The organism is Leifsonia sp. Leaf336, from assembly GCF_001423695.1.
In the GTDB taxonomy this organism is placed as follows: Bacteria; Actinomycetota; Actinomycetes; order Actinomycetales; family Microbacteriaceae; genus Leifsonia.
This window is the reverse complement of sequence record NZ_LMOZ01000001.1, coordinates 1795432-1816352: the sequence shown is the minus strand read 5'-3', so window position 1 is coordinate 1816352 and position 20921 is coordinate 1795432. Positions and strand designations below refer to the sequence as shown.

Here is a 20921-nt window from a genome sequence, read left to right as displayed (position 1 = left end):
CGGGAATGGACGACTGGCGGCAGCGCGTGGACGCGGTGTGGGCGGCGGCGGACGACCTGGGGGAGGAGCGCACGACAGAGGCCATCGACGCACTCGTGGCCGAACGGGCCGCGGACGACCCCGTCGCGTTGTTCGAGGCGGCCGGGGCGCGGGACTTCGCGGGCCGTGAGGCCGAGGCCGAACCCCTGTACCGGTCGGCGCTCGCCAACGGGCTCGCCGAGCCCGAGCGCGGGCAGGCCATCGTCCAGCTGGCGAGCACACTGCGCAACCTCGACCGTCCCGACGAGTCGCTCGCCCTGCTGCGCGACTTCCTCCTCGCCGAGCCCGAGCATCCGCTCTCTGACGCCGCGCGCGCGTTCGCGGCGCTCGCGCTCTTCGACGACGGCCTCCACGCCGACGCTCTGCGGGAGGCCCTCGGCGCTCTCGCTCCGCACCTGCCGCGGTACCGTCGCTCGGTGGAGGCCTACGCCGCCGCTCTCGACGACGACCACTGACGCTCCACTCGCCCGCGCGCGACACCCACTCTGCCCAGGGCGAACAGCGCGGAATTGCGCTCCGCCCTCCGATAGATTCGATGCCAAGCGACAAAGGAAATGGAGCGAACATGGCCGACATGGGTATCCAGCCCAGTGTTTTCGACAGACTGCTGAAGGACCGCATCATCTGGCTCGGTTCCGAGGTGCGCGACGAGAACGCCAACGAGATCGCCGCGAAGCTGCTGCTCCTGGCCGCAGAAGACCCCAAGCGAGACATCTACCTCTACATCAACTCTCCCGGCGGCTCGATCACCGCGGGCATGGCGATCTACGACACGATGCAGTTCGTGCCGAACGACATCGTCACCGTCGGCATCGGAATGGCCGCGTCGATGGGCCAGCTGCTCCTGACGGCCGGCACCAAGGGCAAGCGGTACATCACCCCGAACGCGCGCGTGCTGCTGCACCAGCCGCACGGCGGCTTCGGCGGAACCGCGAGCGACATCCAGACCCAGGCCCAGCTCATCCTCGACATGAAGAAGCGTCTGGCCGAGATCACCGCTGCGGCGACCGGCAAGTCGGTCGAGCAGATCAACGCCGACGGCGACCGCGACCGCTGGTTCACCGCCCAGGAGGCCCTGGACTACGGCTTCGTCGACCACATCCGGGAGTCCGCGCTGGACGTCTCGGGCGGCGGCGGCACCGACCAGGAATCCAATTAGGAACCGCCGGAAGGATTAAGGACATCATTATGAACACTCCCATGCTCGGCGGCTCCAGCCTCGGCGGACAGGCCTTCGGTGGCGTGCAGGCGCCCGGCGCCCGCTACATCCTGCCCAGCTTCGAGGAGCGCACCGCCTACGGCTACAAGCGCCAGGACCCGTACGCCAAGCTCTTCGAGGACCGCATCATCTTCCTCGGCGTGCAGGTGGACGACGCGTCGGCCGACGACATCATGGCCCAGCTCCTCGTTCTCGAGAGCCAGGACCCGGACCGCGACATCGTCATGTACATCAACTCGCCCGGTGGCTCGTTCACCGCGATGACGGCGATCTACGACACGATGCAGTACATCCGCCCGCAGATCCAGACGGTCGTCCTTGGCCAGGCCGCTTCCGCGGCCGCCGTGCTGACCGCCGCCGGCACCCCCGGCAAGCGACTCGCGCTGCCGAACGCCCGCATCCTGATCCACCAGCCCGCCGTCGGCGAGGCCGGCCAGGGCCAGGCGTCCGACATCGAGATCCAGGCCAACGAGATCATGCGCATGCGCACCTGGCTGGAGGAGACGCTCGCGCGGCACTCCAACCGCTCGGTCGAGCAGGTCAACAAGGACATCGACCGCGACAAGATCCTCTCGGCCGAGGAGGCGCTGGAGTACGGCCTCATCGACCAGGTGCTCACCAGCCGGAAGACCCTGCCCGCGCTCGTCAAGTAGCACTCCGGCCGACCGGTCGGGATGATCCTCGGGATGATCCCAGCCGGAAGCGGAGTCCGAAGAACGCCCCCGTCCCACGCGGACGGGGGCGTTCGTGCGTCCGCACAAGCGCCGGCGTCGCCGTCTGCTGTCGGCATAATGACCGTCACCGCGTGTCGAAAACGCCCTGGTGCGCGCCTTTGTCGTCGTCACGGGTTAGGCTCGACGAAGAAACCCGAGAAGGAGGGGGAGACGGATGGCACGCATCGGGGAGAGCGCCGATCTGCTCAAGTGTTCCTTCTGTGGCAAGAGCCAGAAGCAGGTTCAGCAGCTGATCGCCGGTCCGGGCGTGTACATCTGCGACGAGTGCGTCGAACTCTGCAACGAGATCATCGAGGAACGACTGGCCGAAGCGGGCGAAGAGGCCTCCGGCGAGTTCGATCTCCCGAAGCCGAAGGAGATCTTCGGCTTCCTCGAGGAATACGTCATCGGCCAGGAGGCGGCGAAGCGCGCGCTGGCTGTGGCCGTCTACAACCACTACAAGCGGGTGCGGGCCAAGCAGACACTGACGTCGGCCGACGCCATGGACGATGTCGAGATCGCCAAGTCGAACATCCTCCTGATCGGCCCGACCGGCTGCGGCAAGACCTATCTCGCCCAGACGCTGGCCCGACGGCTCAACGTGCCGTTCGCGGTTGCCGACGCCACCGCGCTGACCGAGGCCGGCTACGTCGGCGAGGATGTCGAGAACATCCTCCTCAAGCTGATCCAGGCCGCCGACTACGACGTCAAGCGTGCCGAGACCGGCATCATCTACATCGATGAGGTCGACAAGATCGCCCGCAAGGCCGAGAACCCGTCGATCACGCGCGACGTGTCCGGCGAGGGTGTGCAGCAGGCGCTCCTCAAGATCCTGGAGGGCACCGTCGCCTCGGTGCCGCCGCAGGGCGGCCGTAAGCACCCGCATCAGGAGTTCATCCAGATCGACACGACGAACGTGCTGTTCATCGTCGCCGGCGCCTTCGCGGGGCTCGAAGACATCATCTCGCAGCGGGCGGGCAAGAAAGGCATCGGCTTCGGAGCCCCGCTGCACTCCAAGGGCGACGACATCAACCTCTTCAGCGAGGTCCTGCCCGAAGACCTGCACAAGTTCGGGCTCATCCCCGAGTTCATCGGGCGTCTGCCCGTCGTCACGACGGTCACGCCGCTCGACCAGGACGCCCTGATGCAGATTCTCACCGTGCCGAAGAACGCACTGGTCCGCCAGTATCAGCGCATGTTCGAACTCGACGGCGTGCAGCTCGAGTTCGAGCACTCCGCGCTGGAATCGATCGCCGACCTCGCGGTGCTGCGCAAGACGGGAGCCCGCGGCCTCCGCGCGATCATGGAGGAGGTGCTCGGGCCGATCATGTTCGAGGTGCCTTCGAGCTCCGAGGTCGCCCGGGTGGTCGTCACGAAGGAGGCCGTGCTCGAGAACGCGGCGCCGACTATCGTCCCGCACCGTCCGCGGCGCGAGGAGAAGTCGGCGTAATCGCCTTCGGGGTGATCAGGAACTCTGGCGCCTTCGTCACCATCAGCCACGCCGGCAGGACGGCCAGCGACAAGATCGGCAGCACCAGCAGGTTCTGCGTCACCGCCACGCCGACGAAGATCGCGATCCAGCCGTCCCGGGTGACCGCGAGCGTGATCCCCATGACCGCGGCGGCGATCGCGACCGGGAGCGGGACCACCGGAACGAGGGCGACTGTGAGGGTTCCCAGCGCTGCGCCGATGAACACGGCGGGGAAGACGCGGCCGCCGCGGAAGCCCGAACTGGCGGCGACGAGCAGGGCGACCAGCTTCACCACGACGATCAGCACCAGCTGCCCGATGGAGTAGTCGGCGCGGTTCACGACGAGCGTACCCATCTGCTCCAGCCCCTTGAACAGCGTGATCGGGCCGCCGACGGCTCCGACGAGGCCGAGGACGATGCCGCCGGCCAGGGTGATCAGCACTGGCTGGCGCAGGGCGTGGAACGCGCGGTGGATCAGCGGGAAGAGCACGGCGCCGAGTAGTCCGACACCGGTCGCCACCGCGCCGATGATCAGCGCCGCGAGCACGTCCCAGCCGGTCACGTGGGTGTAGGCGGGCATCGGGATCGCGAGGTGCGGATGCGCGAGGAGCGTCATGGTCAGCGACCCCGCTGCGGCCGACACCAGGGGGAGGAAGAGCTTGTCCCACAGCGCGCCTCCGCCTTTCACGGCCGCGACGATGCCTGTGAAGACCAGTGCGGCCGCGACCGGCGTGCCGAACAGCGCACCGATGGTCCCGGAGGCCGCCATCAGCATCACGAGCTGAGACGGCACCGCCTTCCAGATCCGGCCGACCAGCGCGACGAGGATGCTCACGTTGATGGCGATGATCGGGTTCTCGGGCCCGAGGCTGACGCCTCCGGCGAGTCCGAGCACGGCCGCGAGGGCGAGCGACGGGACGATCCCGATCCGCAGCGGGGTCGTGACCAGCTCCGTCGTCGCCGAGTCCGGTCCCGCGTGGCCGGGGACGAGCCATACCGTCAGCCCCACGGCCAGGCCGGTGACGGTCAGGATCAGGAAGATCCACCAGCCGGACGAGGGGTCGATGCCGAGCGCGGAGGGCAGTGACTTCCAGATGCCGTCATCGATGACTCCGGCGACCTCGTCGACGACCCAGAGCGTGAGGGCGCTGATGACACCGATCAGCACGGCCGGGATCGACAGAAGCACGAGCGAGCGTACGGATGGCGCGGCGAGCTCCGGTTGCGGCTCCCTCGACGTCATGGTGCGCCCCTTCCCGCGCTGGGGCCCCAGCGGCGATGCGCTCAGGGTAGAGCCTCGCGCGGGAAGGGGGCTAGGCCCCGCTCAGCCGTCCAGGCCGCGGCGCTTGAGCAGCGGCTCGATCACCGCATCGCGTCCGCGGAAGTCGCGGTAGGCCTCCAACGGGTCCTTCGAGCCTCCCACGCCGAGCAGCCGGCGCCGGAACCGGTCGCCGTTCTCGCGCTTCAGGCCGCCATTCTCCTTGAACCACTCGACAGTGTCGGCGTCGAGCACCTCGCTCCAGATGTAGGAGTAGTAGCCCGCGTCGTAGCCGCCGGAGAAGGTGTGCGCGAAGTACGTGCTCGCGTACCGCGGAGGCACGGCCGGGTTGTCGAGCCCGACGGCGGCGAGGGCTGTGGCCTCGAACGCGGCGACGTCGGTCACCTCGTCGTCGGCCGTGATCGCGTGCCAGGCCTGGTCGAGCAGTGCCGCGGCCAGGTACTCGCTGGTGGCGAAGCCCTCGTTGAACGACTCCGACGCGTGGAGGCGGTCGATCAGGTCCTGCGGCATCCGCTCGCCGGTCTGGTGGTGCACGGCGTAGTTGGCGACGATCTCGGGCCAGAGCATCCACATCTCGTTCACCTGGCTGGGGAACTCGACGAAGTCGCGGAACACGTTGGTGCCGGCGAACTTCGGGTACGTCACACGTGCGAACAGGCCGTGGAGGGCGTGACCGAACTCGTGGAAGAGCGTGTTGGTCTCGTCGTAGGTCAGCAGCGTGGGCTCACCGGCAGCCGGCTTCGGCACGTTGAGGTTGTTGACCACGACGGTCGGGTAGTCGAGCAGCGCCGACTGGGAGATGAGCGGGTTCATCCAGGCGCCGCCGCGCTTGGAGTCCCGGGTGTACAGGTCGAGGATGTAGAGGCCGACCCCCGTGCCGTCCTCGTCGCGCACCTCGAACACGCGCGCTTCGGGGTGGTAGGCGACCAGGTCCGGGCGCTCTTCGAAGGTGATGCCGTAGAGCTGCGTCGCCGCGTAGAACACGCCGTCGCGCAGGACGCGCTCTGCCTCGAAGTACGGGCGCATCGCCGCGAAGTCGACGTCGAACTTCTCCTGGCGCACGGTTCCCGTGAGCGCCGCCCAGTCCCAGCTCTGTACGGTCTCGCCGTCTGCGAGCTGCTTCTGGAGGTCGGCCTCCTCGGCGCGCGCGTTGCGAGCCGCGGGAGGCGCCAGCCGGCCGAGCATGTCGGCGACCGCCTGCGGGGTCTTCGCGGTTTCGTCGGCGGTCACGAAGGCGGCGTGCGTGTCGAACCCGAGGAGCCGGGCGCGCTCGGCCCGCAGCCGGGTGATCTCGAGCACGAGCTCGCGGTTGTCGTGCTCGCCGCCGTGGATGCCGCGGGACCGCGATGCGGTCATGATGCGCTCCCGGGACGCGCGGTTCGTGAGACTCGCCAGCCACGGGTGACCGGTGGGCAGCACGAGGGTGACGACGTACTTGCCGTCGAGGCCGCGCTCGCGGGCCGCTTCGGCCGCGGCGGACAGCTCGCCGTCGCCGAGGCCGTCGAGCTCCTCCGCCGAGTCGAAGACCACGGCGAGCTCGTTGGTGTCGGCGAGCAGGTTCTTCTCGAACCGGGTGGTCAGCGTCGACAGGCGCTGGTTGTAGTCGCGCAGCAGCTGCTTCTGCTCGTCGTCGAGGCCGGCGCCGGCGAGTGTGAACTCAGTGTAATAGCGCTCGATGAGGTACACGCCCTCAGCGTCGAGCCCGAGGGACGCGCGGCGCGCGTGGAGGTCCTGGATCCGGCCGTAGAGTGCCGGGTCGAGCCGGATGGCGTCCTGGTGCGCGGCCAGCAGGGGAGCGATCTCCTCCTCCAGAGCGTTCGTGAAATCGGTGCTGTCGGACGAGCTCTTGTTGAAGAAGACCTCCGCCACTCGCTGCAGGGTCTGGCCCGACCGCTCCAGCGGGATCATCGTGTTCTCGAAGGTCGGCGACTCGGCGGACGAGGTGATCGCGGCGATCTCGGCGAGTTGCTCGGCGAACCCGTGGTCGAACGCGGGGCGGTAGTGCTCGTCGCGGATCTCGGCGAACGGCGGGAGCTGATACGGGAGCGTGCTGGGGGAGAGGAACGGATTCGCGGTGTCTGCCATTCGACCAGCCTAGAGGCACCCCGGCCTCGGTCCAAAGACATCGCTGCAAAGAATCAATTGCAAAGAACTGCTTGCAAAGAAGCCTTTGCATCGCTAGGGTGGTCCCATGTCCACCGACGAGCCCACCCCCGCAGACGCCGAGAAGTCGACCGACGAATACGAGCCGCATTTCGAATCGATCGGCATGCCGGCCCTGCGGGCGCTCGCGCATCCGCTTCGGGTCGAGATCATGAACGAGCTCTCGGACTTCGGTCCGGCGACCGCCTCGATGCTGGCGGAGCGGCTGGGGGAGTCGAGCGGCTCGACGAGCTACCACCTCCGCCAGCTCGCCAAGCACGACATCGTCGTCGAGGATCCGGAGCGCGGGAGCGGCCGAGAGCGCTGGTGGCGCATGGCGGCGGGCGGCGTGACCATCGGCGGCCCCGAGACGCTCGAGACGCCGGCAGGCCGCGAGATCACGGAGCAGATCTCGCTCAATTGGCAGCAGAACAACGAGCGCCGCCTCAACGCCTTCCTGCGTCGCGGACTCGACACCTTCGGCATGGAGTGGATGGAGGCCGCCGCGCTGTCGACCTCCCATCTGGAGGTCTCGCGCGAGCAGCTCTCCGAACTCTCCACCGAGTATTACAAGCTGCTGAACCGCCTCAAGGAGAAGTGGAAGACCGAGCAGGACGACGATCGCAAGCGCGTCCAGGTCCAGTTCAACGCCTTCCCCCTGGTCGAGCAGGAGCACCGATGAGCACCGGGGCCTCCGTGGGCGCGGCGCGCACCGGCCTCGGTGGCGGCTTCGGGCGGCTCTGGACCGCGGCGATCGCCAGCAACCTCGCCGACGGCATCGGGCGCACGGCGGTTCCACTCATCGCTACGACGCTCACCCGCGACCCGGCGCTGATCGCCGGTCTCACGGCGGTCACGTTCCTGCCCTGGCTGTTGTTCGGCATCCCGGCCGGGATGCTGCTCGATCGCGTCGACCGGCGTGTCGCCATGGCCGTCGCCAACGGCCTCCGGTTCGCCGTCGCCGCGCTGGTGGCTCTGCTCATCGCGACCGATGCCCTGACGATCTGGAGCCTTTACGGATGCGTGCTGCTGTTCGGGCTGGGCGAGACGGTGTTCGACAACGCCACGACGACGGTCGTGCCGAGCCTGGTGACCCGCGACCAGCTCGACCGGGCGAACGGCCGGATGCAGTCGGCTGAGATCGTCGTGCAGAACTTCATCGCGACGCCCATCGCCGGCTTCCTCTTCGCTGCGGCGATCGCGCTGCCGATGTGGCTCACCGGCAGCGGGTTCCTGATCTCGGCCCTGCTGGTGCTGAGCGTCCCCGTCGCGGCTGCTCGGGCACATCTGATCGGCGCTCAGCAGGGCGACGAGGAGGCCGTACCGCGGCCCGGCATGAAGGCGGTCGTCCGCTTCCTGTGGGACGACCGGTTCCTCCGGAAGATGATCATCCTGACCTCCATCACCGCCTCCGCGCTGTCGTTCGCTCAGGGGAGCGTGGTGCTCCTGCTGCTGCAGACCTACGCTCTGCCCGCCTCGATGGTCGGCGTCGTCACGGCCGCCGTCGGTGTCGGAGCACTCATCGGCGCCCTGCTCTCCAGCAGGTTCGTCGCCCGGTTCGGGCGGGGCCGCGTGATGTACGTCGCGATCCTCATCAGCGGGTTCGGCGTCCTGGGTGTCGGGCTCACCGGCGACGTCGTCGTCGGCGTGCTCGCCTACGCCGTCGGAGCGTTCGGCGTCGCCGTCTGGAACGTGCCGTGGGGCGCGCTGCGGCAGGCGATCATCCCGGGCGCGATGCTCGGCCGGGCGATGGGGATCGTGCGCACCATCGGCTGGGGGCTCACCCCGATCGCCACCGTCCTGGGCGGCTTCGTCGCCCGCATCGACCTGCGGCTGCCGTTCGTCATCGGCGGGGCCGTGGTCGTGGTGCTCGCGCTGATCGCGACGCGCCTTCTGCTCAGCGCCGGCCGTTACGGGCAGGCGCAGGCCTCCACCTCACGATCATCGGACGACCAGAACCAGACCATCTCGGAAGGAACCGCATCATGACCGCCATCACCGTGCCCGCGCACCGGCCCTTCAGCCACCGCGCAGCACTCCGGCTCGGTCGCGCCCTCACCGCGTGGGGGATGCGTCAACCGGCACGACACTCCCGTCACGCCGAGCTCGTGGCCGCTGCCGAGCAGCACCGCGATCGCGCAGCCCGTATGCTGCCCCAGCTGCCGCGCTGAGCGCGCGCTCCCGAAGCGCGAAGAGCTAGGCCTCGTCGAAGTCGGAGGGCTCGGCCTCGACCACCTGGGTGATCGTCGCCGAGTCTTCCGCGTCGTTGTAGCGGATGACCGTGCCGTCGTCGAGCTCGACCACGGGCTTCCCCTCCAGCCAGGTCAGCGTCCAGCGCCAGCCGCCGGTCTCGACATCGGTGGCCGTCAGCTCCTCTTCGACGGTGGAGACGGCGTAGGTCACGACCTCGGGGAGGTTCGCGGGAGGGGCCTCACCGACGGCCCAGCGGGTGCCGAGCTGCATCAGGCCGTCTCGGCTTTCTGCGCGGCGACGAGGTCGATCTCGTAGGTCACCCAGGCGGTCTTGCTGGCGACCGAGTCGTAGACGCGCTGGGCGTCGGCGTTGTCGTTCGCGGTGATCCACTGCACGACGCCGAGCCTGCGCTCTTCGGCGAGCGAACGGACCGAGGTGATCAGCTGGTGGCCGACGCCCTTGCCGCGCTCGTCCTCCAGGACGTAGAGGTCGTCGAGGAAAAGCCCCCGGTCGCCCTCCAGCGGCCGCGCGAACTCGCGCACGTGCGCCAGCCCGACGATGCGGTCGCCGTCGACGGCGACGTAGCCCTCCTCCTCGTGGTCGGCGTCCGTGAGCCACGACCAGAGCACGAGTGCCCTCTGGTCGGTCAGCTCGGTGTCGTAGAACTCCGCGTACTTCGCGTAGAGATCGAGCCAGGCGAAGAAGTCGCCATCCTTGACCGGTCGAACTTCGATCGACATCAGCCCCTCCGTTCGGCTTCCCTGCCCGGCTCGCATCACCGGACGTGTATCGACCATATCGCGGACCCGTTCAGGGGACGAGGTCGTAGGTGACCCACTTCGTCTTCTCCGCGACACGGTCGTAGAGCTTGCGCGCCTCCTGGTTGTCCTTCGCGGTGATCCAGCGGACCACCGAGAGGCCGCGATCCTTCGCGACGGTGCGGAGCTCTTCGAGCAGCGCCGTGCCTGCACCCGCGCCGCGCGCGTCCGGCACGACGAACAGGTCGTCGAGGTAGAGCCCTTTGCTGCCGTCGAGCGGGCGGGCGAACTCGCGCACGTGGGCGATGCCGATGGGAGTGCCCTCCTCGTCGACCGCGAAGTACGCCTCGACGCCGCTCGCGGGGTCGGTGATCCAGCTCCAGACGAGAAGCGCCTTCTCGTCGGTGATGGGCGTCTCGTAGAACTCGCCGTACCCCGCGTAGAGGTCGAGCCAGGTGAAGAACTCGTTGTCCTCCACGCGCCGGACATCAGCCGTCATCGTTCCTCCTCGCTGGGCACCTGCGTGAGGAGGATATCGGTCACCGAGAGCTCATCGGCGGATGCGAAACGCAGTTCGGCGATTCTGCCCACCGACGCCAGGTCTGCCGCGGCCGACTCGATGGCCGCGATCTCGTCGGCCGGCCCGCTGATGACGGCGGAGTCGACGGGCGTGCGCTGTGAGGCCTTCGCGGCCGTCTTGGCGCCGCGGATGGCGGTCAGGGCGCGGCCCACCACGGTCAGGACGCTGTGCGCGTCGGCCCAGTCGGCGGCGACCTCGTCGGGGCGCGGCCAGGGGGCGACGTGCACCGAGCCGGCCTCCGACCAGCTCCAGGCCTCCTCGGACGCGAACGGGAGCACCGGCGCGAACAGGCGCAGGAAGGCGGACAGCGCCACGCGGAGGGCGACGACGGCGGATACCTGCCCCGCGTCCGATTCGCCGTACGCGCGCTCCTTGACGAGCTCGAGGTAGTCGTCGCAGAAGGTCCAGAAGAACGTCTCGGCGATCTCGAGCGCGCGGGCGTGGTCGTAGCCGTCGAGCGCCGCGGTGGCGTCGCCGACGACGACCGAGAGCTGCTGGAGCATGCTGCGGTCGAGCGGAGAGGTCACCTGCGACAGGTCGAGTGAGGCGGGCGCGTCGAAGCCGTGGATGAACTTCGCGGCGTTGAGCAGTTTGATCGCCAGGCGCCGCCCGATCTTGATCTGGGTCGGGTTCTGCGGGTCGAACGAGGCGTCGGTGCCCAGGCGCGAGGACGCGGCCCAGTAGCGCACCGCGTCGGAGCCGTGGCGCTCGAGGATGTCGGCCGGGGTGACCACGTTGCCCTTCGACTTCGACATCTTCTTGCGGTCGGGGTCGACGATGAAGCCGGAGATGGCGGCGTTCGTCCACGGCGAGACACCGTCCTCCAGCTGCGAGCGCAGCAGCGTCGAGAACAGCCAGGTGCGGATGATGTCCTGGCCCTGCGGGCGCAGGTCGAAGGGGGAGACCGTGCGGAAGAGCTCGGGGTCGTCCACCCAGCCGCCGGCCAGCTGCGGCGTGAGCGAGGAGGTCATCCAGGTGTCCATCACGTCGTGCTCGCCGATGAAGCCGCCGGCCTGGCCGCGCTGCTCCTCCGCATAGCCGGGGGCGGCGTCCGACGACGGGTCGACGGGGAGGCTGTCCTCCGACGGGAGGATCGGCTGGTCGAAAATCGGGTTGCCGTCGGCGTCGAGCGGGTACCAGACCGGGATCGGCACGCCGAAGAACCGCTGCCTGGAGATCAGCCAGTCGCCGGTGAGGCCGTTGACCCAGTTCTCGTAGCGCACCCGCATGAAGTCGGGGTGCCAGTCGATGCCGCGGCCGAGCTCGATGAGCCGCTCGCGCAGCTTCTCGTCGCGGGCGCCGTTCTTCACGTACCACTGGCGGGTGGAGACGATCTCGAGCGGCTTGTCGCCCTTTTCGAAGAACTTGACCGGGTGCTGGATGGGCTTGGGCTCACCGACCATGTCGCCGGAGGCGCGCAGCAGCTCCACCACGGCCTGCTTGGCCGAGAACACGGTCTTGCCGGCGAGCTGTGCGTAGGCCTCGCGGCCCGCGTCGCTCTCGATCACCGCGGGCGGCTCGGGGAGGATGCGCCCGTCGAAGCCGATGATCGCGCGGTTCGGGAGGTCGAGCTCCCGCCACCAGGTGACGTCGGTGATGTCGCCGAAGGTGCAGATCATTGCGATTCCGGTGCCCTTGTCGGGCTGCGCCAGATGGTGCGCGACCACGGGCACTTCGACGTCGAACAGGGGGGTGCGCACGGTGGTGCCGAACAGCGGCTGGTAGCGCTCGTCGTCCGGGTGCGCCACCAGGGCCACACAGGCGGGGAGGAGTTCGGGACGCGTGGTCTCGATGTAGATCGGGCCGTCGGCGCCGTGGAAGCCGACGCGGTGGTAGGCGCTCGGCTGCTCGCGGTCCTCCAGTTCGGCCTGGGCCACTGCTGTGCGGAAGGTGATGTCCCACAGCGTCGGCGCGAGGGCCTGGTAGGCCTCGCCGCGAGCGATGTTGCGGAGGAACGCCCGCTGGGAGGTGTGCAGCGCCTCCCGCCCGATGGTGCGGTAGGTCTGCGACCAGTCGACGGACAGACCGAGGGTGCGCCAGAGCGCCTCGAACTGCTTCTCGTCCTCGGCGGTCAGCCGCTCGCAGAGCTCGATGAAGTTGCGGCGCGAGATCGGCTTCTGGTCGGCAGCCCTGCTGCTCTTGTTGTCGCCGCCTTCGAACGGCGGCACGAAGTCGGCCTCGTAGGGCAGCGACGGGTCGCAGCGCACGCCGTAGTAGTTCTGCACGCGGCGCTCGGTGGGCAGGCCGTTGTCGTCCCAGCCCATCGGGTAGAAGACGCGCTTGCCGCGCATGCGCTGGAAGCGGGCGACGATGTCGGTGTGCGTGTAGCTGAACACGTGACCGATGTGCAGCGAGCCGGAGGCCGTGGGCGGGGGGGTGTCGATCGAGTAGATCGCGTCGCGGCCGGCGGCGATGGCGCCGTCGCGATCGAAGGCGAAGGTGCCGTCTTGCTGCCAGCGGTCGCCCCAGACGGCCTCCAGGCCTTCGAGTGCTGGCTTGTCGGGCACGGGGTTCGCGGCGGTCATGGCTCTCCGATTCGATATGTGCGGCACCGTGTCAACGGGGTGCCTGAGTGTGGGTTACCGATCAAGGGTACCGGAGAGCCACGACCACCCGGGATCAGACGACGTCGGTCGCCGGCACCCCGATCTCGACTGCGGCATCCTCGTCGAGGATCGGCCTGCGGCGGGCGGCCGCCCAGGCCGCGACCAGGGTGATGATCGACATGACAGCCAGGACGATGCCCGGGTGCCACCAGGCGTTGCCGACCGCCTGGCCGAAGACCAGCGTCAGCGCGGGCACGAACGAGGTGAGCAGCGCGGCCACGCTGTAGGCCACCGAGAGCGCGCTGTAGCGGATCGGGCTCGGGAACAGATCGGACATGAGCCCGCCGAGTCCCGCCCAGGAGAGCGTCGGAAGGATGCCGCCGATGATCATGCTGGCGACGAGCACACCGAAGGATGCCGACTGCAACACGAAATACATCGGGAAGGCGACGACCAGCGTTCCGATCGCTCCGATCGCGACCACGCGCGCCGAACCGATCTTCGTGGCCCAGAGCCCGAACAGCGGGATGGTGACCAGCTGCAGCAGGCCGCCGATGGTGGTGGCCACCAGGAGGTCCTGGAACTTGAACCCGAGCACCGCGGTGCCGTAGTCGACCATGTAGGTGTTCATCAGCGAGTACGAGCCGATGCCGAGCACCGCGGCGCCGATCGCGATCACGAAGGCGGTCGGGGCCTTTCTGAACACGTCGATGACCGGGAAGCGGTCGCGCCGGCCGGTCTCGACGAGCTTGCGGAACACCGGCGTCTCGTCGATCGACCAGCGCAGGTAGAGCGAGACCAGGAGCAGTGGGAACGCCGTCAGGAACGGGATGCGCCATCCCCACGCCGCGATGTCGGCCTGCGACATCGTGAGTGTCAGCACGATGAACACGACGGCGCTGAGGATGGAGCCGACCGGCGAGCCGAGCTGGGGGAGGGCGGCGTAGAAACCGCGGCGCTTCGGGTTGGCGTACTCGGTCGCGAGCAGGATCGAGCCTCCCCACTCGCCGCCGAGCGAGAGTCCCTGCACGAGCCGGAGCAGCACGAGGACGACGCCGCCGAACCAGCCGGCCGCCGCGTAGGTCGGCAGGACGCCGACCAGTCCGGTGCTGATGCCCATCAGCAGGATCGTCATGAGGAGGACGGGACGCCGTCCGATGCGGTCTCCCAGGTGGCCGAAGACCACGGCGCCGACCGGGCGGATGACGAACCCGGCCGCGATCGCGAGGAAGCCGGCGAGCACACCGCCGAACGCGCCGAGCGGCGTGAAGAACAGCGGGCCGACGAAGAACGCGGCGAAGTACGCGTAGAGGTAGAAGTCGTACGATTCGAGGGAAGTTCCGACGAACGAAGCGATGGCGACGCGGCGAGCCGTGCCCGGGGTGATCCCGGGGCGGTCGGTCTCGCTTGCGGCGAGCGTGGGGGTGGAGGTCACGGGTGTCCTTCTGACAGGGGTATCTGAACCGGGTCCAATATTAGGCGTGAGGAGACAACGCACGATGACACCCCGTCATTCCAGCGGCCACGGCACCGCCGGATCGGGGCGCCCGCGCGCCTCGTCTCGCGGCATGCTCGCGGAGGCCGCGGGCGAGCTCTTCCTCGAGCAGACGTACGCGGGCACCACCGTCGACGACATCGCTCGCAGGGCCGGAGTGAGCCGGGCGACTTTCTTCAACTACTTCTCCTCCAAGAGCGACCTGCTCTGGCTGGAGGTCGACGAGTCGCTGGCGGCGTTCCCCGCCATGCTCGCCGCGGCGGGCGACGACGTGGAGCCCATGACGGCCGTGCTCGCCGCCGTCGTGCGGCTGGCCGACGGCTTCGGCCCTGAGCGGCTTCCGCTCGCGGTGACGCAGGTCGAGCTGATGGGCACCGACGGCGAGCTCCAGGCGTCCGCCCTCCCGCGCTTCCTGACAGTGGTGCGCCAGGTGGAGGCCGCGATCGCCCGGCGGACGGGCGACGACCCCGGCGGGCTCCTCCCGCGGGCGGCGGCGACCGCGGTCGTCGGCGCAGCGGTGGCCGCGGCGGGCGTCTGGGCCCGCGCGGGCGTGGGCCGTGGCCCCCTCACCCCGGTGATGCGCGACGCTGTCGAGCCGGTCTGCGCGGGCTTCGCGACCGTGCTCGCCAACCGATAGACTGGTGCGAACGACGTCGACCCGGCTATCACCGGCGAGTCTTCGGAAGAACGGCGGGCACTCGCCCGCTCAGTAGAACCGAACGGGGCAGGCCCGTCACAGCCGCAGACGAGTGGTTCTCTTCGGCGCCGGAGGCGGAGGGGGCAAGCGGGGTGGTACCGCGGCGGGCGCAAGCGTCCGGCGTCCTCGTGCAGAGTCGAGAACTGCCAGGAGAGAGATGCCGTACCCCAAGTCCGCACCGGATGGTCCCGCCGAGCCCGGGCGCGAGCCGCGTCAGGATGTCACGCCGTCGCCGGTGTTCCCGGAGATCGAGACGGACGTCCTCGCTTTCTGGGCCGAGGACGGCACGTTCCGCGCCTCAGTCGAGAACCGCGAGGGCGCTCCCGAGTGGGTCTTCTACGACGGTCCTCCGTTCGCGAACGGCCTCCCGCACTACGGTCACCTGCTGACCGGGTACGCGAAGGACGTCTTCCCGCGCTTCCAGACCATGCGCGGCAAGAAGGTCGAGCGCCGGTTCGGCTGGGACACGCACGGTCTCCCCGCCGAGCTGGAGGCCGAGCGGCAGCTGGGCATCACCGACAAGAGCCAGATCGAGGAGATGGGGCTCGCGGCGTTCAACCAGGCCGCGAAGGACTCCGTGCTGCGTTACACGCGCGAGTGGCAGGAGTACGTCACCCGCCAGGCGCGCTGGGTCGACTTCGACAACGACTACAAGACCCTCGACACCTCGTACATGGAGTCGGTGATCTGGGCGTTCAAGCAGCTGCACGAGAAGGGCCTCGCCTACGAGGGCCACCGCGTGCTGCCGTACTGCTGGCGCGACCAGACCCCGCTGTCGAACCACGAGCTGCGCATGGACGACGACGTCTACAAGATGCGCCAGGACCAGACCGTCACCGTGACGTTCCCGCTCACCGGCGCCAAGGCGGAGGCTCTGGGCCTCACCGGTGTCCGCGCCCTCGCCTGGACGACGACACCGTGGACGCTGCCCACCAACCTCGCGCTGGTGGTCGGCCCCGACATCCGGTACGCCGTCGTCCCCGCCGGTCCGAACGGCGCTGCGGACGTGCACGGACGCGCGAGCGGCCGGCACGGCGCCGGCCTTCAGGAGGAGTCGCTGAGCGGCGAGTACCTGCTGGCGGTCGACCTGGTCGGCAACTACGCGAAAGAGCTGGGCTACGGCTCCCCGGAGTCGGCGCGCGAGGCGGTCACCCGCACCATCGTCGGCCGCGAGCTGGAGGGCGTCACCTACGACCGGCTCTGGGACTACTACGCCGACACCGAGAAGTACGGCACGCAGAACGCGTGGCAGATCCTCGTCGACGACTACGTGACGACGGAGGACGGCACCGGCATCGTGCACCAGGCGCCCGCCTACGGCGAGGACGACCAGCGGGTCTGTGAAGCCGCGGGCATCCCGGTGATCATCTCCGTGGACGACGGCGCGCGCTTCCTCCCGGAGGTGCAGGACGTCGCCGGCCTGCAGGTGTTCGAAGCCAACAAGCCGCTCACGACGCTGCTGCGCGAGGAGGGCCGCCTGCTGCGTCAGGCGAGCTACGAGCACTCGTACCCCCACTGCTGGCGCTGCCGCAACCCGCTGATCTACAAGGCGGTGTCGAGCTGGTTCGTGCGCGTCACCGAGTTCCGCGACCGCATGGTCGAGCTGAACCAGGGCATCAACTGGGTGCCCGAGAACGTCAAGGACGGCCAGTTCGGCAAGTGGCTCGCCGGCGCCCGCGACTGGTCGGTGTCGCGCAACCGTTACTTCGGCTCGCCGATCCCGGTGTGGAAGAGCGACGACCCCGCATACCCCCGAGTCGACGTCTACGGATCGCTGGAGGAGCTCGAGCGCGACTTCGGGAGGTTGCCGGTCAACGCCGCGGGCGAGCCCGACCTCCACCGCCCGTTCATCGACGAGCTCGCCCGGCCCAACCCCGACGACCCGTCGGGCCGGTCGACGATGCGCCGCATACCCGACGTGCTCGACGTGTGGTTCGACTCGGGGTCGATGCCGTTCGCCCAGGTGCACTACCCGTTCGAGAACCACGACTGGTTCGACAGCCACAACCCCGCGGACTTCATCGTCGAGTACATCGGCCAGACCCGCGGCTGGTTCTACCTGCTGCACACGCTCGGCACGGCGCTGTTCGATCGGGCGGCGTTCAAGAACGTGATCTCGCACGGCATCGTGCTGGGCAGCGACGGGCAGAAGATGTCCAAGTCGCTGCGCAACTATCCCGACGTCAACGAGGTCTTCGACCGCGACGGCTCCGACGCGATGCGCTGGTTCCTGATGTCGAGCCCCGTTCTGCGCGGCGGCAACCTGATCGTGACGGAGGAGGGCATCCGAGAGGGCGTCCGCCAGGTGCTGCTGCCGCTGTGGAGCACGTGGTACTTCTTCTCGCTGTACGCCAACGCGACGGGCTACGAGGCGAAGCACTCCACCGCCTCCACCGACGTGCTCGACCGGTACCTGCTCGCCAAGACGCGCGACCTGGTGGAGGCCGTGACCGTCGACCTCGAGGGTCTCGACTCCACGCTCGCCGCGGCGAAGCTCCGCGACTTCGCCGACGTGCTCACCAACTGGTACGTGCGCCGCTCTCGCGACCGGTTCTGGGTCGGCGTCTCGGAGGACGGAGCCGGCACAGAGGCCTTCGACACGCTGTACACGGTGCTCGAGACGATGACGCGGGTTGCGGCTCCACTGCTCCCCCTGGTCTCCGAGCGCATCTGGAAGGACCTCACCGGCGGGCGCAGCGTCCACCTCACCGACTGGCCGGAGGCCGACGTGTTCCCCGCTGACGACGCGCTCGTCGACGCGATGGACCGCATCCGCGCGATCAGCTCGACCACGCTCTCGCTGCGCAAGCAATCGGGGCGCCGGGTGCGCCTCCCGCTGGCGTCGCTCACGGTGGTCGCCGCCGACGCGGACGCCCTGCGTCCGTTCGAGGCGATCCTCCGCGACGAGCTGAACGTCAAGGCCGTCGAACTGGTCGAGCTCGCCGACGACAGCGCGGCCTCCTACGGCATCACGAGCCGGCTGACGGTCAACGCGCGCGCGGCCGGCCCGCGGCTCGGCAAGCAGGTGCAGCAGGTCATCCAGGCGGCGCGCTCCGGTGACTGGTCGGAGCACGACGGAGTGGTTACCGTGGGCGGCGTGGAGCTCGTCGAGGGCGAGTACGAGCTGGTCCTGGAGACCGCTCAGACCGACGAGGACGCCTCGTCGGCCCTGGCGCTGCTCCCGGGCGGAGGCTTCATCCTGCTCGACACCGCCACGACGCCCGAACTCGAGGCCGAGGGCCTGGCCCGCGACGTCATCCGCGCGGTGCAGGACACGCGCAAGGCGGCCGGGCTCGACGTCAGCGACCGGATCGAGCTGAGCGTCGCGTTCGAGCACGACGACGACGCCCGGGCGATCGCTCTCGCCGGCGACGCCGTCGACATCGCGGCCGAAACCCTGGCTCTGGAGTTCGCGTTCGCGTCGGCGAGCGACGTCCTCGACGACGACGGAGACGGGTTCGTGAAGGAGTTCGGCGCTGGCCAGTTTGCGAATGCGGGCCGGTTCACCGTCGGGGTGACGAAGGTGGAGGAGACCCGATGACCGACGACGAGGAGCTGCGAGAGGAAGCGGAGGCCGTCTACCAGGCGCTGCTCGCGCGCGTCGGCGAGGGCGCTCCGGAGCGTCGGCTGGACGCCACCCGCCGGGCCGTCGAGCTGCTGGGGGACCCGCAGCGGGCGTACCCGATCATCCACATCACCGGCACCAACGGCAAGACGTCGACCAGCCGCATCGCCGAGAGCCTCCTGCGCGCCTACGGACTGCGCACCGGTCTGCTCACGAGCCCGCACCTGGTGCGCTTCAACGAGCGGATCACGATCGACGGCCAGCCGATCTCCGACGAGGCGCTCGTGCGCAACTGGGAGGACGTGCGTCCGTACCTGGAGATCGTGGACTCCGAGCTGGAGGCCCAAGGCAAAGCGCCGCTGACGTTCTTCGAGGCGCTGACGGCACTCGCGTTCGCCGCCTTCGCCGACGCCCCCGTCGACGTCGCGGTGATCGAGGTCGGCATGGGCGGCGAGTGGGACTCCACCAACGTCGGAGACGGGCAGGTGGCGGTCTTCACGCCGATCTCGCTCGACCACACCCGGCAGCTGGGCGACACGGTCCGCGAGATCGCCCGCACCAAGTCGGGCATCATCAAGCCCTCCGCCGACGTCGTCACCTCGGCCCAGGTGCCGGAGGCCATGGCCGAGCTGGAGGAGGCGGCCCGGCTCACCGAGTCGACCCTGGCCGCGCAGCCGCAGGCGTTCGACGTCGTCGACACGCGGGTCGCGGTCGGAGGCCAGCTCGTGACCGTGCGCGGTCGCGCGGCGACGTACGAAGACGTCTTCCTCCCGCTGTACGGCGACCACCAGGCGCAGAACGCGGCCGTGGCCGTCGCGGCGGTGGAGACGTTCCTGGGCCGCGGCAGCCAGCCGCTCAACGCCGAGCTGGTCGAAGAGGGCTTCGCCACGTCGAACTCGCCCGGGCGGCTGCAGCTCATCGGCGTCGAGCCGACCATCCTGGTCGACGCCGCCCACAACCCGGCGGGCGCGTCGACGCTCGCCGAGGCGGTGCGCCGCTACTTCGATTTCGACGAGCTCACCTTCGTGCTCGGCAGCCTCGCCGACAAGGACGCGCGCGGCGTGGTCCGGGCGCTCACCCCCGCGGCCGCTCAGTTCTTCGTGACGGAGCCGGCCTCCGACCGCGCGCTGGCGGCCGACGAGCTCGGCGACATCGTCCGCGAGGAGGCGGGGGACGAGGCGACCATCGTCTACTCCGACGCGCTCGACGCGTTGGAGGCCGCCCGTGAGTGGGCGGGCGAGGAGCCCCGGCGCGCCGTGGTCGTCACCGGCTCGATCGTTCTGGTGGGCGCCGCGATGGCCTACGCCGACGAGCAGGGCTGGAAGGACGCGACCGCGTGACCGGCGAGACCCCTGCCGGCCCGGACGAGCCCGCCAAGCCTCCACGTGCCCGGCGGCAGCGGACGCTGCGCGAGAGCCTCGGCTCGATCGTGCTGGGCTTCGAGCTCATCGTCGTCTTCCTGGGAGCCCTCGTGCTCTTCGGGCTCAAGAGCCTGCCCGCGTGGATCGCGCTGGGCGGGGGAGCGGTGGTCGTCGTCCTGATGATCGTCGCCATCGGGCTGATGCGGAACCGCGTCGGTGTCGTCCTGGGCTGGATCGTGCAGCTCGTCGTCGTCGCCGCCGGTTTCCTCGTGCCCGCCTTCTTCATCGTGGGGGCGATCTTCACGGCCATGTGGACCTACTGCATGATCGCCGCCTCCCGCATCGACCGCAACAACCGAACGGAGACCAGATGACCACCGCTGTCGAAGAGACCCTCGTCCTCGTCAAGCCCGACGGAGTCGCCCGCAACCTCACGGGCGAGATCCTGCGTCGCATCGAGGCGAAGGGCTACTCGCTCGTCGACGTGCGCATGCTGCAGGCCGATCGCGAGCTGCTCGCGAAGCACTACGCCGAGCACGAGGGCAAGCCGTTCTACGAGCCCCTCGTCGAGTTCATGGAGTCGGGGCCGATCGTCGCCCTGCGCGTCGCAGGCAACCGCGTGATCGAGGGCTTCCGCTCGCTCGCCGGTGCGACCGACCCGACGACGGCCGCACCCGGCACGATCCGCGGCGACCTGGCTCGCGACTGGGGTCTCAAGGTGCAGCAGAACCTGGTGCACGGCTCCGACTCGCCCGAGTCGGCGCAGCGCGAGCTCGCGCTCTGGTTCGGCTGAGCGCGCGCTCTCCCACACCAGAAGGGCTCCCGACCATCCGGTCGGGAGCCCTTCTGCTGTGTTCGGGCGG

19 protein-coding genes are annotated in these 20921 nt (G+C 69.4%); 12 read left to right on the top strand and 7 right to left on the bottom strand.

The window, feature by feature from the left end:
• Positions 1-5: 5 nt before the first annotated feature.
• The 4 genes from ASF88_RS08725 to clpX all read left to right on the top strand — a co-directional run bounded on the left by ASF88_RS08725 (position 6) and on the right by clpX (position 3421).
• A complete protein-coding gene (locus ASF88_RS08725) occupies positions 6-494 on the top strand; it encodes a tetratricopeptide repeat protein (protein WP_055916423.1) in 489 nt (162 codons plus the stop codon).
• Positions 495-604: 110 nt separating this feature from the next.
• Positions 605-1198 carry an ATP-dependent Clp protease proteolytic subunit gene (locus tag ASF88_RS08720; RefSeq protein ID WP_055916421.1) on the top strand — a complete coding sequence of 198 codons (594 nt, stop codon included), beginning with the start codon at positions 605-607 and terminating at the stop codon, positions 1196-1198.
• A gap of 29 nt (positions 1199-1227) precedes the next feature.
• Positions 1228-1911: an ATP-dependent Clp protease proteolytic subunit gene (locus ASF88_RS08715; protein WP_055916419.1), complete on the top strand. Its 684-nt coding sequence runs from the start codon at positions 1228-1230 to the stop codon at positions 1909-1911.
• A gap of 235 nt (positions 1912-2146) precedes the next feature.
• Positions 2147-3421, top strand: coding sequence for an ATP-dependent Clp protease ATP-binding subunit ClpX (gene clpX / locus ASF88_RS08710; protein ID WP_055916417.1), 1275 nt, complete (start codon positions 2147-2149; stop codon positions 3419-3421).
• On the opposite strand, the gene ASF88_RS08705 is transcribed toward clpX, so the two are convergent.
• On the bottom strand, positions 3378-4685 hold the full coding sequence (locus ASF88_RS08705; RefSeq protein WP_055916415.1) for an ion channel protein: 1308 nt from the start codon (positions 4683-4685) through the stop codon (positions 3378-3380). The two genes, clpX and ASF88_RS08705, sit on opposite strands and share 44 nt — an antisense overlap.
• An 81-nt stretch (positions 4686-4766) precedes the next feature.
• Positions 4767-6806, bottom strand: a complete 2040-nt coding sequence (locus ASF88_RS08700; protein ID WP_055916413.1) for a M3 family metallopeptidase — start codon at positions 6804-6806, stop codon at positions 4767-4769.
• Between the two features lie 106 nt (positions 6807-6912).
• Between ASF88_RS08700 and ASF88_RS08695 the strand changes: the two genes are divergently transcribed.
• The 3 genes from ASF88_RS08695 to ASF88_RS08685 are packed head-to-tail and all read left to right on the top strand — an operon-like array spanning position 6913 to position 9034.
• The gene (locus tag ASF88_RS08695; protein WP_055916411.1) at positions 6913-7545 is read left to right on the top strand and encodes an ArsR/SmtB family transcription factor; all 633 of its coding nucleotides are present in this window, start codon (positions 6913-6915) and stop codon (positions 7543-7545) included.
• The gene (locus tag ASF88_RS08690; protein WP_055916409.1) at positions 7542-8852 is read left to right on the top strand and encodes an MFS transporter; all 1311 of its coding nucleotides are present in this window, start codon (positions 7542-7544) and stop codon (positions 8850-8852) included. The genes ASF88_RS08695 and ASF88_RS08690 overlap by 4 nt, the downstream gene beginning before the upstream one ends.
• Positions 8849-9034, top strand: a complete 186-nt coding sequence (locus tag ASF88_RS08685; RefSeq protein WP_055916407.1) for a hypothetical protein — start codon at positions 8849-8851, stop codon at positions 9032-9034. The genes ASF88_RS08690 and ASF88_RS08685 overlap by 4 nt, the downstream gene beginning before the upstream one ends.
• 25 nt (positions 9035-9059) lie before the next feature.
• On the opposite strand, the gene ASF88_RS08680 is transcribed toward ASF88_RS08685, so the two are convergent.
• From ASF88_RS08680 to ASF88_RS08660, 5 genes are all read right to left on the bottom strand, one after another.
• Positions 9060-9326: a hypothetical protein gene (locus ASF88_RS08680; RefSeq protein ID WP_055916406.1), complete on the bottom strand. Its 267-nt coding sequence runs from the start codon at positions 9324-9326 to the stop codon at positions 9060-9062.
• Positions 9326-9796 carry a GNAT family N-acetyltransferase gene (locus tag ASF88_RS08675; RefSeq protein ID WP_055916404.1) on the bottom strand — a complete coding sequence of 157 codons (471 nt, stop codon included), beginning with the start codon at positions 9794-9796 and terminating at the stop codon, positions 9326-9328. The genes ASF88_RS08680 and ASF88_RS08675 overlap by 1 nt, the downstream gene beginning before the upstream one ends.
• A gap of 70 nt (positions 9797-9866) precedes the next feature.
• Positions 9867-10313: a GNAT family N-acetyltransferase gene (locus ASF88_RS08670; RefSeq protein WP_055916402.1), complete on the bottom strand. Its 447-nt coding sequence runs from the start codon at positions 10311-10313 to the stop codon at positions 9867-9869.
• Positions 10310-12919 (bottom strand): valine--tRNA ligase, encoded by a 2610-nt coding sequence (gene valS / locus ASF88_RS08665; RefSeq protein ID WP_055916400.1) that lies wholly within the window; start codon positions 12917-12919, stop codon positions 10310-10312. The genes ASF88_RS08670 and valS overlap by 4 nt, the downstream gene beginning before the upstream one ends.
• A 94-nt stretch (positions 12920-13013) precedes the next feature.
• Positions 13014-14375: an MFS transporter gene (locus ASF88_RS08660; protein WP_055916398.1), complete on the bottom strand. Its 1362-nt coding sequence runs from the start codon at positions 14373-14375 to the stop codon at positions 13014-13016.
• A gap of 64 nt (positions 14376-14439) precedes the next feature.
• Here ASF88_RS08660 and ASF88_RS08655 point away from each other — a divergent pair, with 64 nt between their 5' ends.
• From ASF88_RS08655 to ndk, 5 genes are all read left to right on the top strand, one after another.
• On the top strand, positions 14440-15072 hold the full coding sequence (locus ASF88_RS08655) for a TetR/AcrR family transcriptional regulator (RefSeq protein WP_055916396.1): 633 nt from the start codon (positions 14440-14442) through the stop codon (positions 15070-15072).
• A 217-nt stretch (positions 15073-15289) separates the two neighbouring features.
• On the top strand, positions 15290-18673 hold the full coding sequence (gene ileS, locus ASF88_RS08650; protein ID WP_055916394.1) for an isoleucine--tRNA ligase: 3384 nt from the start codon (positions 15290-15292) through the stop codon (positions 18671-18673).
• Complete coding sequence (locus ASF88_RS08645) at positions 18670-20037, top strand: bifunctional folylpolyglutamate synthase/dihydrofolate synthase (RefSeq protein ID WP_055916393.1); 1368 nt, start codon at positions 18670-18672, stop codon at positions 20035-20037. The genes ileS and ASF88_RS08645 overlap by 4 nt, the downstream gene beginning before the upstream one ends.
• Complete coding sequence (locus ASF88_RS08640; protein WP_055916390.1) at positions 20034-20432, top strand: DUF4233 domain-containing protein; 399 nt, start codon at positions 20034-20036, stop codon at positions 20430-20432. The genes ASF88_RS08645 and ASF88_RS08640 overlap by 4 nt, the downstream gene beginning before the upstream one ends.
• Positions 20429-20851 (top strand): nucleoside-diphosphate kinase, encoded by a 423-nt coding sequence (gene ndk / locus ASF88_RS08635; protein ID WP_055916388.1) that lies wholly within the window; start codon positions 20429-20431, stop codon positions 20849-20851. The genes ASF88_RS08640 and ndk overlap by 4 nt, the downstream gene beginning before the upstream one ends.
• Positions 20852-20921: the final 70 nt, after the last annotated feature.

Coding starts and splice junctions, on each gene's coding strand:
- ASF88_RS08725 (WP_055916423.1), top strand. CDS start 6: ATGGACGACTGGCGGCAGCGCGTGGACGCGGTGTGGGCGGCGGCGGAC.
- ASF88_RS08720 (WP_055916421.1), top strand. CDS start 605: ATGGCCGACATGGGTATCCAGCCCAGTGTTTTCGACAGACTGCTGAAG.
- ASF88_RS08715 (WP_055916419.1), top strand. CDS start 1,228: ATGAACACTCCCATGCTCGGCGGCTCCAGCCTCGGCGGACAGGCCTTC.
- clpX (WP_055916417.1), top strand. CDS start 2,147: ATGGCACGCATCGGGGAGAGCGCCGATCTGCTCAAGTGTTCCTTCTGT.
- ASF88_RS08705 (WP_055916415.1), bottom strand. CDS start 4,685: ATGACGTCGAGGGAGCCGCAACCGGAGCTCGCCGCGCCATCCGTACGC.
- ASF88_RS08700 (WP_055916413.1), bottom strand. CDS start 6,806: ATGGCAGACACCGCGAATCCGTTCCTCTCCCCCAGCACGCTCCCGTAT.
- ASF88_RS08695 (WP_055916411.1), top strand. CDS start 6,913: ATGTCCACCGACGAGCCCACCCCCGCAGACGCCGAGAAGTCGACCGAC.
- ASF88_RS08690 (WP_055916409.1), top strand. CDS start 7,542: ATGAGCACCGGGGCCTCCGTGGGCGCGGCGCGCACCGGCCTCGGTGGC.
- ASF88_RS08685 (WP_055916407.1), top strand. CDS start 8,849: ATGACCGCCATCACCGTGCCCGCGCACCGGCCCTTCAGCCACCGCGCA.
- ASF88_RS08680 (WP_055916406.1), bottom strand. CDS start 9,326: ATGCAGCTCGGCACCCGCTGGGCCGTCGGTGAGGCCCCTCCCGCGAAC.
- ASF88_RS08675 (WP_055916404.1), bottom strand. CDS start 9,796: ATGTCGATCGAAGTTCGACCGGTCAAGGATGGCGACTTCTTCGCCTGG.
- ASF88_RS08670 (WP_055916402.1), bottom strand. CDS start 10,313: ATGACGGCTGATGTCCGGCGCGTGGAGGACAACGAGTTCTTCACCTGG.
- valS (WP_055916400.1), bottom strand. CDS start 12,919: ATGACCGCCGCGAACCCCGTGCCCGACAAGCCAGCACTCGAAGGCCTG.
- ASF88_RS08655 (WP_055916396.1), top strand. CDS start 14,440: ATGACACCCCGTCATTCCAGCGGCCACGGCACCGCCGGATCGGGGCGC.
- ileS (WP_055916394.1), top strand. CDS start 15,290: ATGCCGTACCCCAAGTCCGCACCGGATGGTCCCGCCGAGCCCGGGCGC.
- ASF88_RS08645 (WP_055916393.1), top strand. CDS start 18,670: ATGACCGACGACGAGGAGCTGCGAGAGGAAGCGGAGGCCGTCTACCAG.
- ndk (WP_055916388.1), top strand. CDS start 20,429: ATGACCACCGCTGTCGAAGAGACCCTCGTCCTCGTCAAGCCCGACGGA.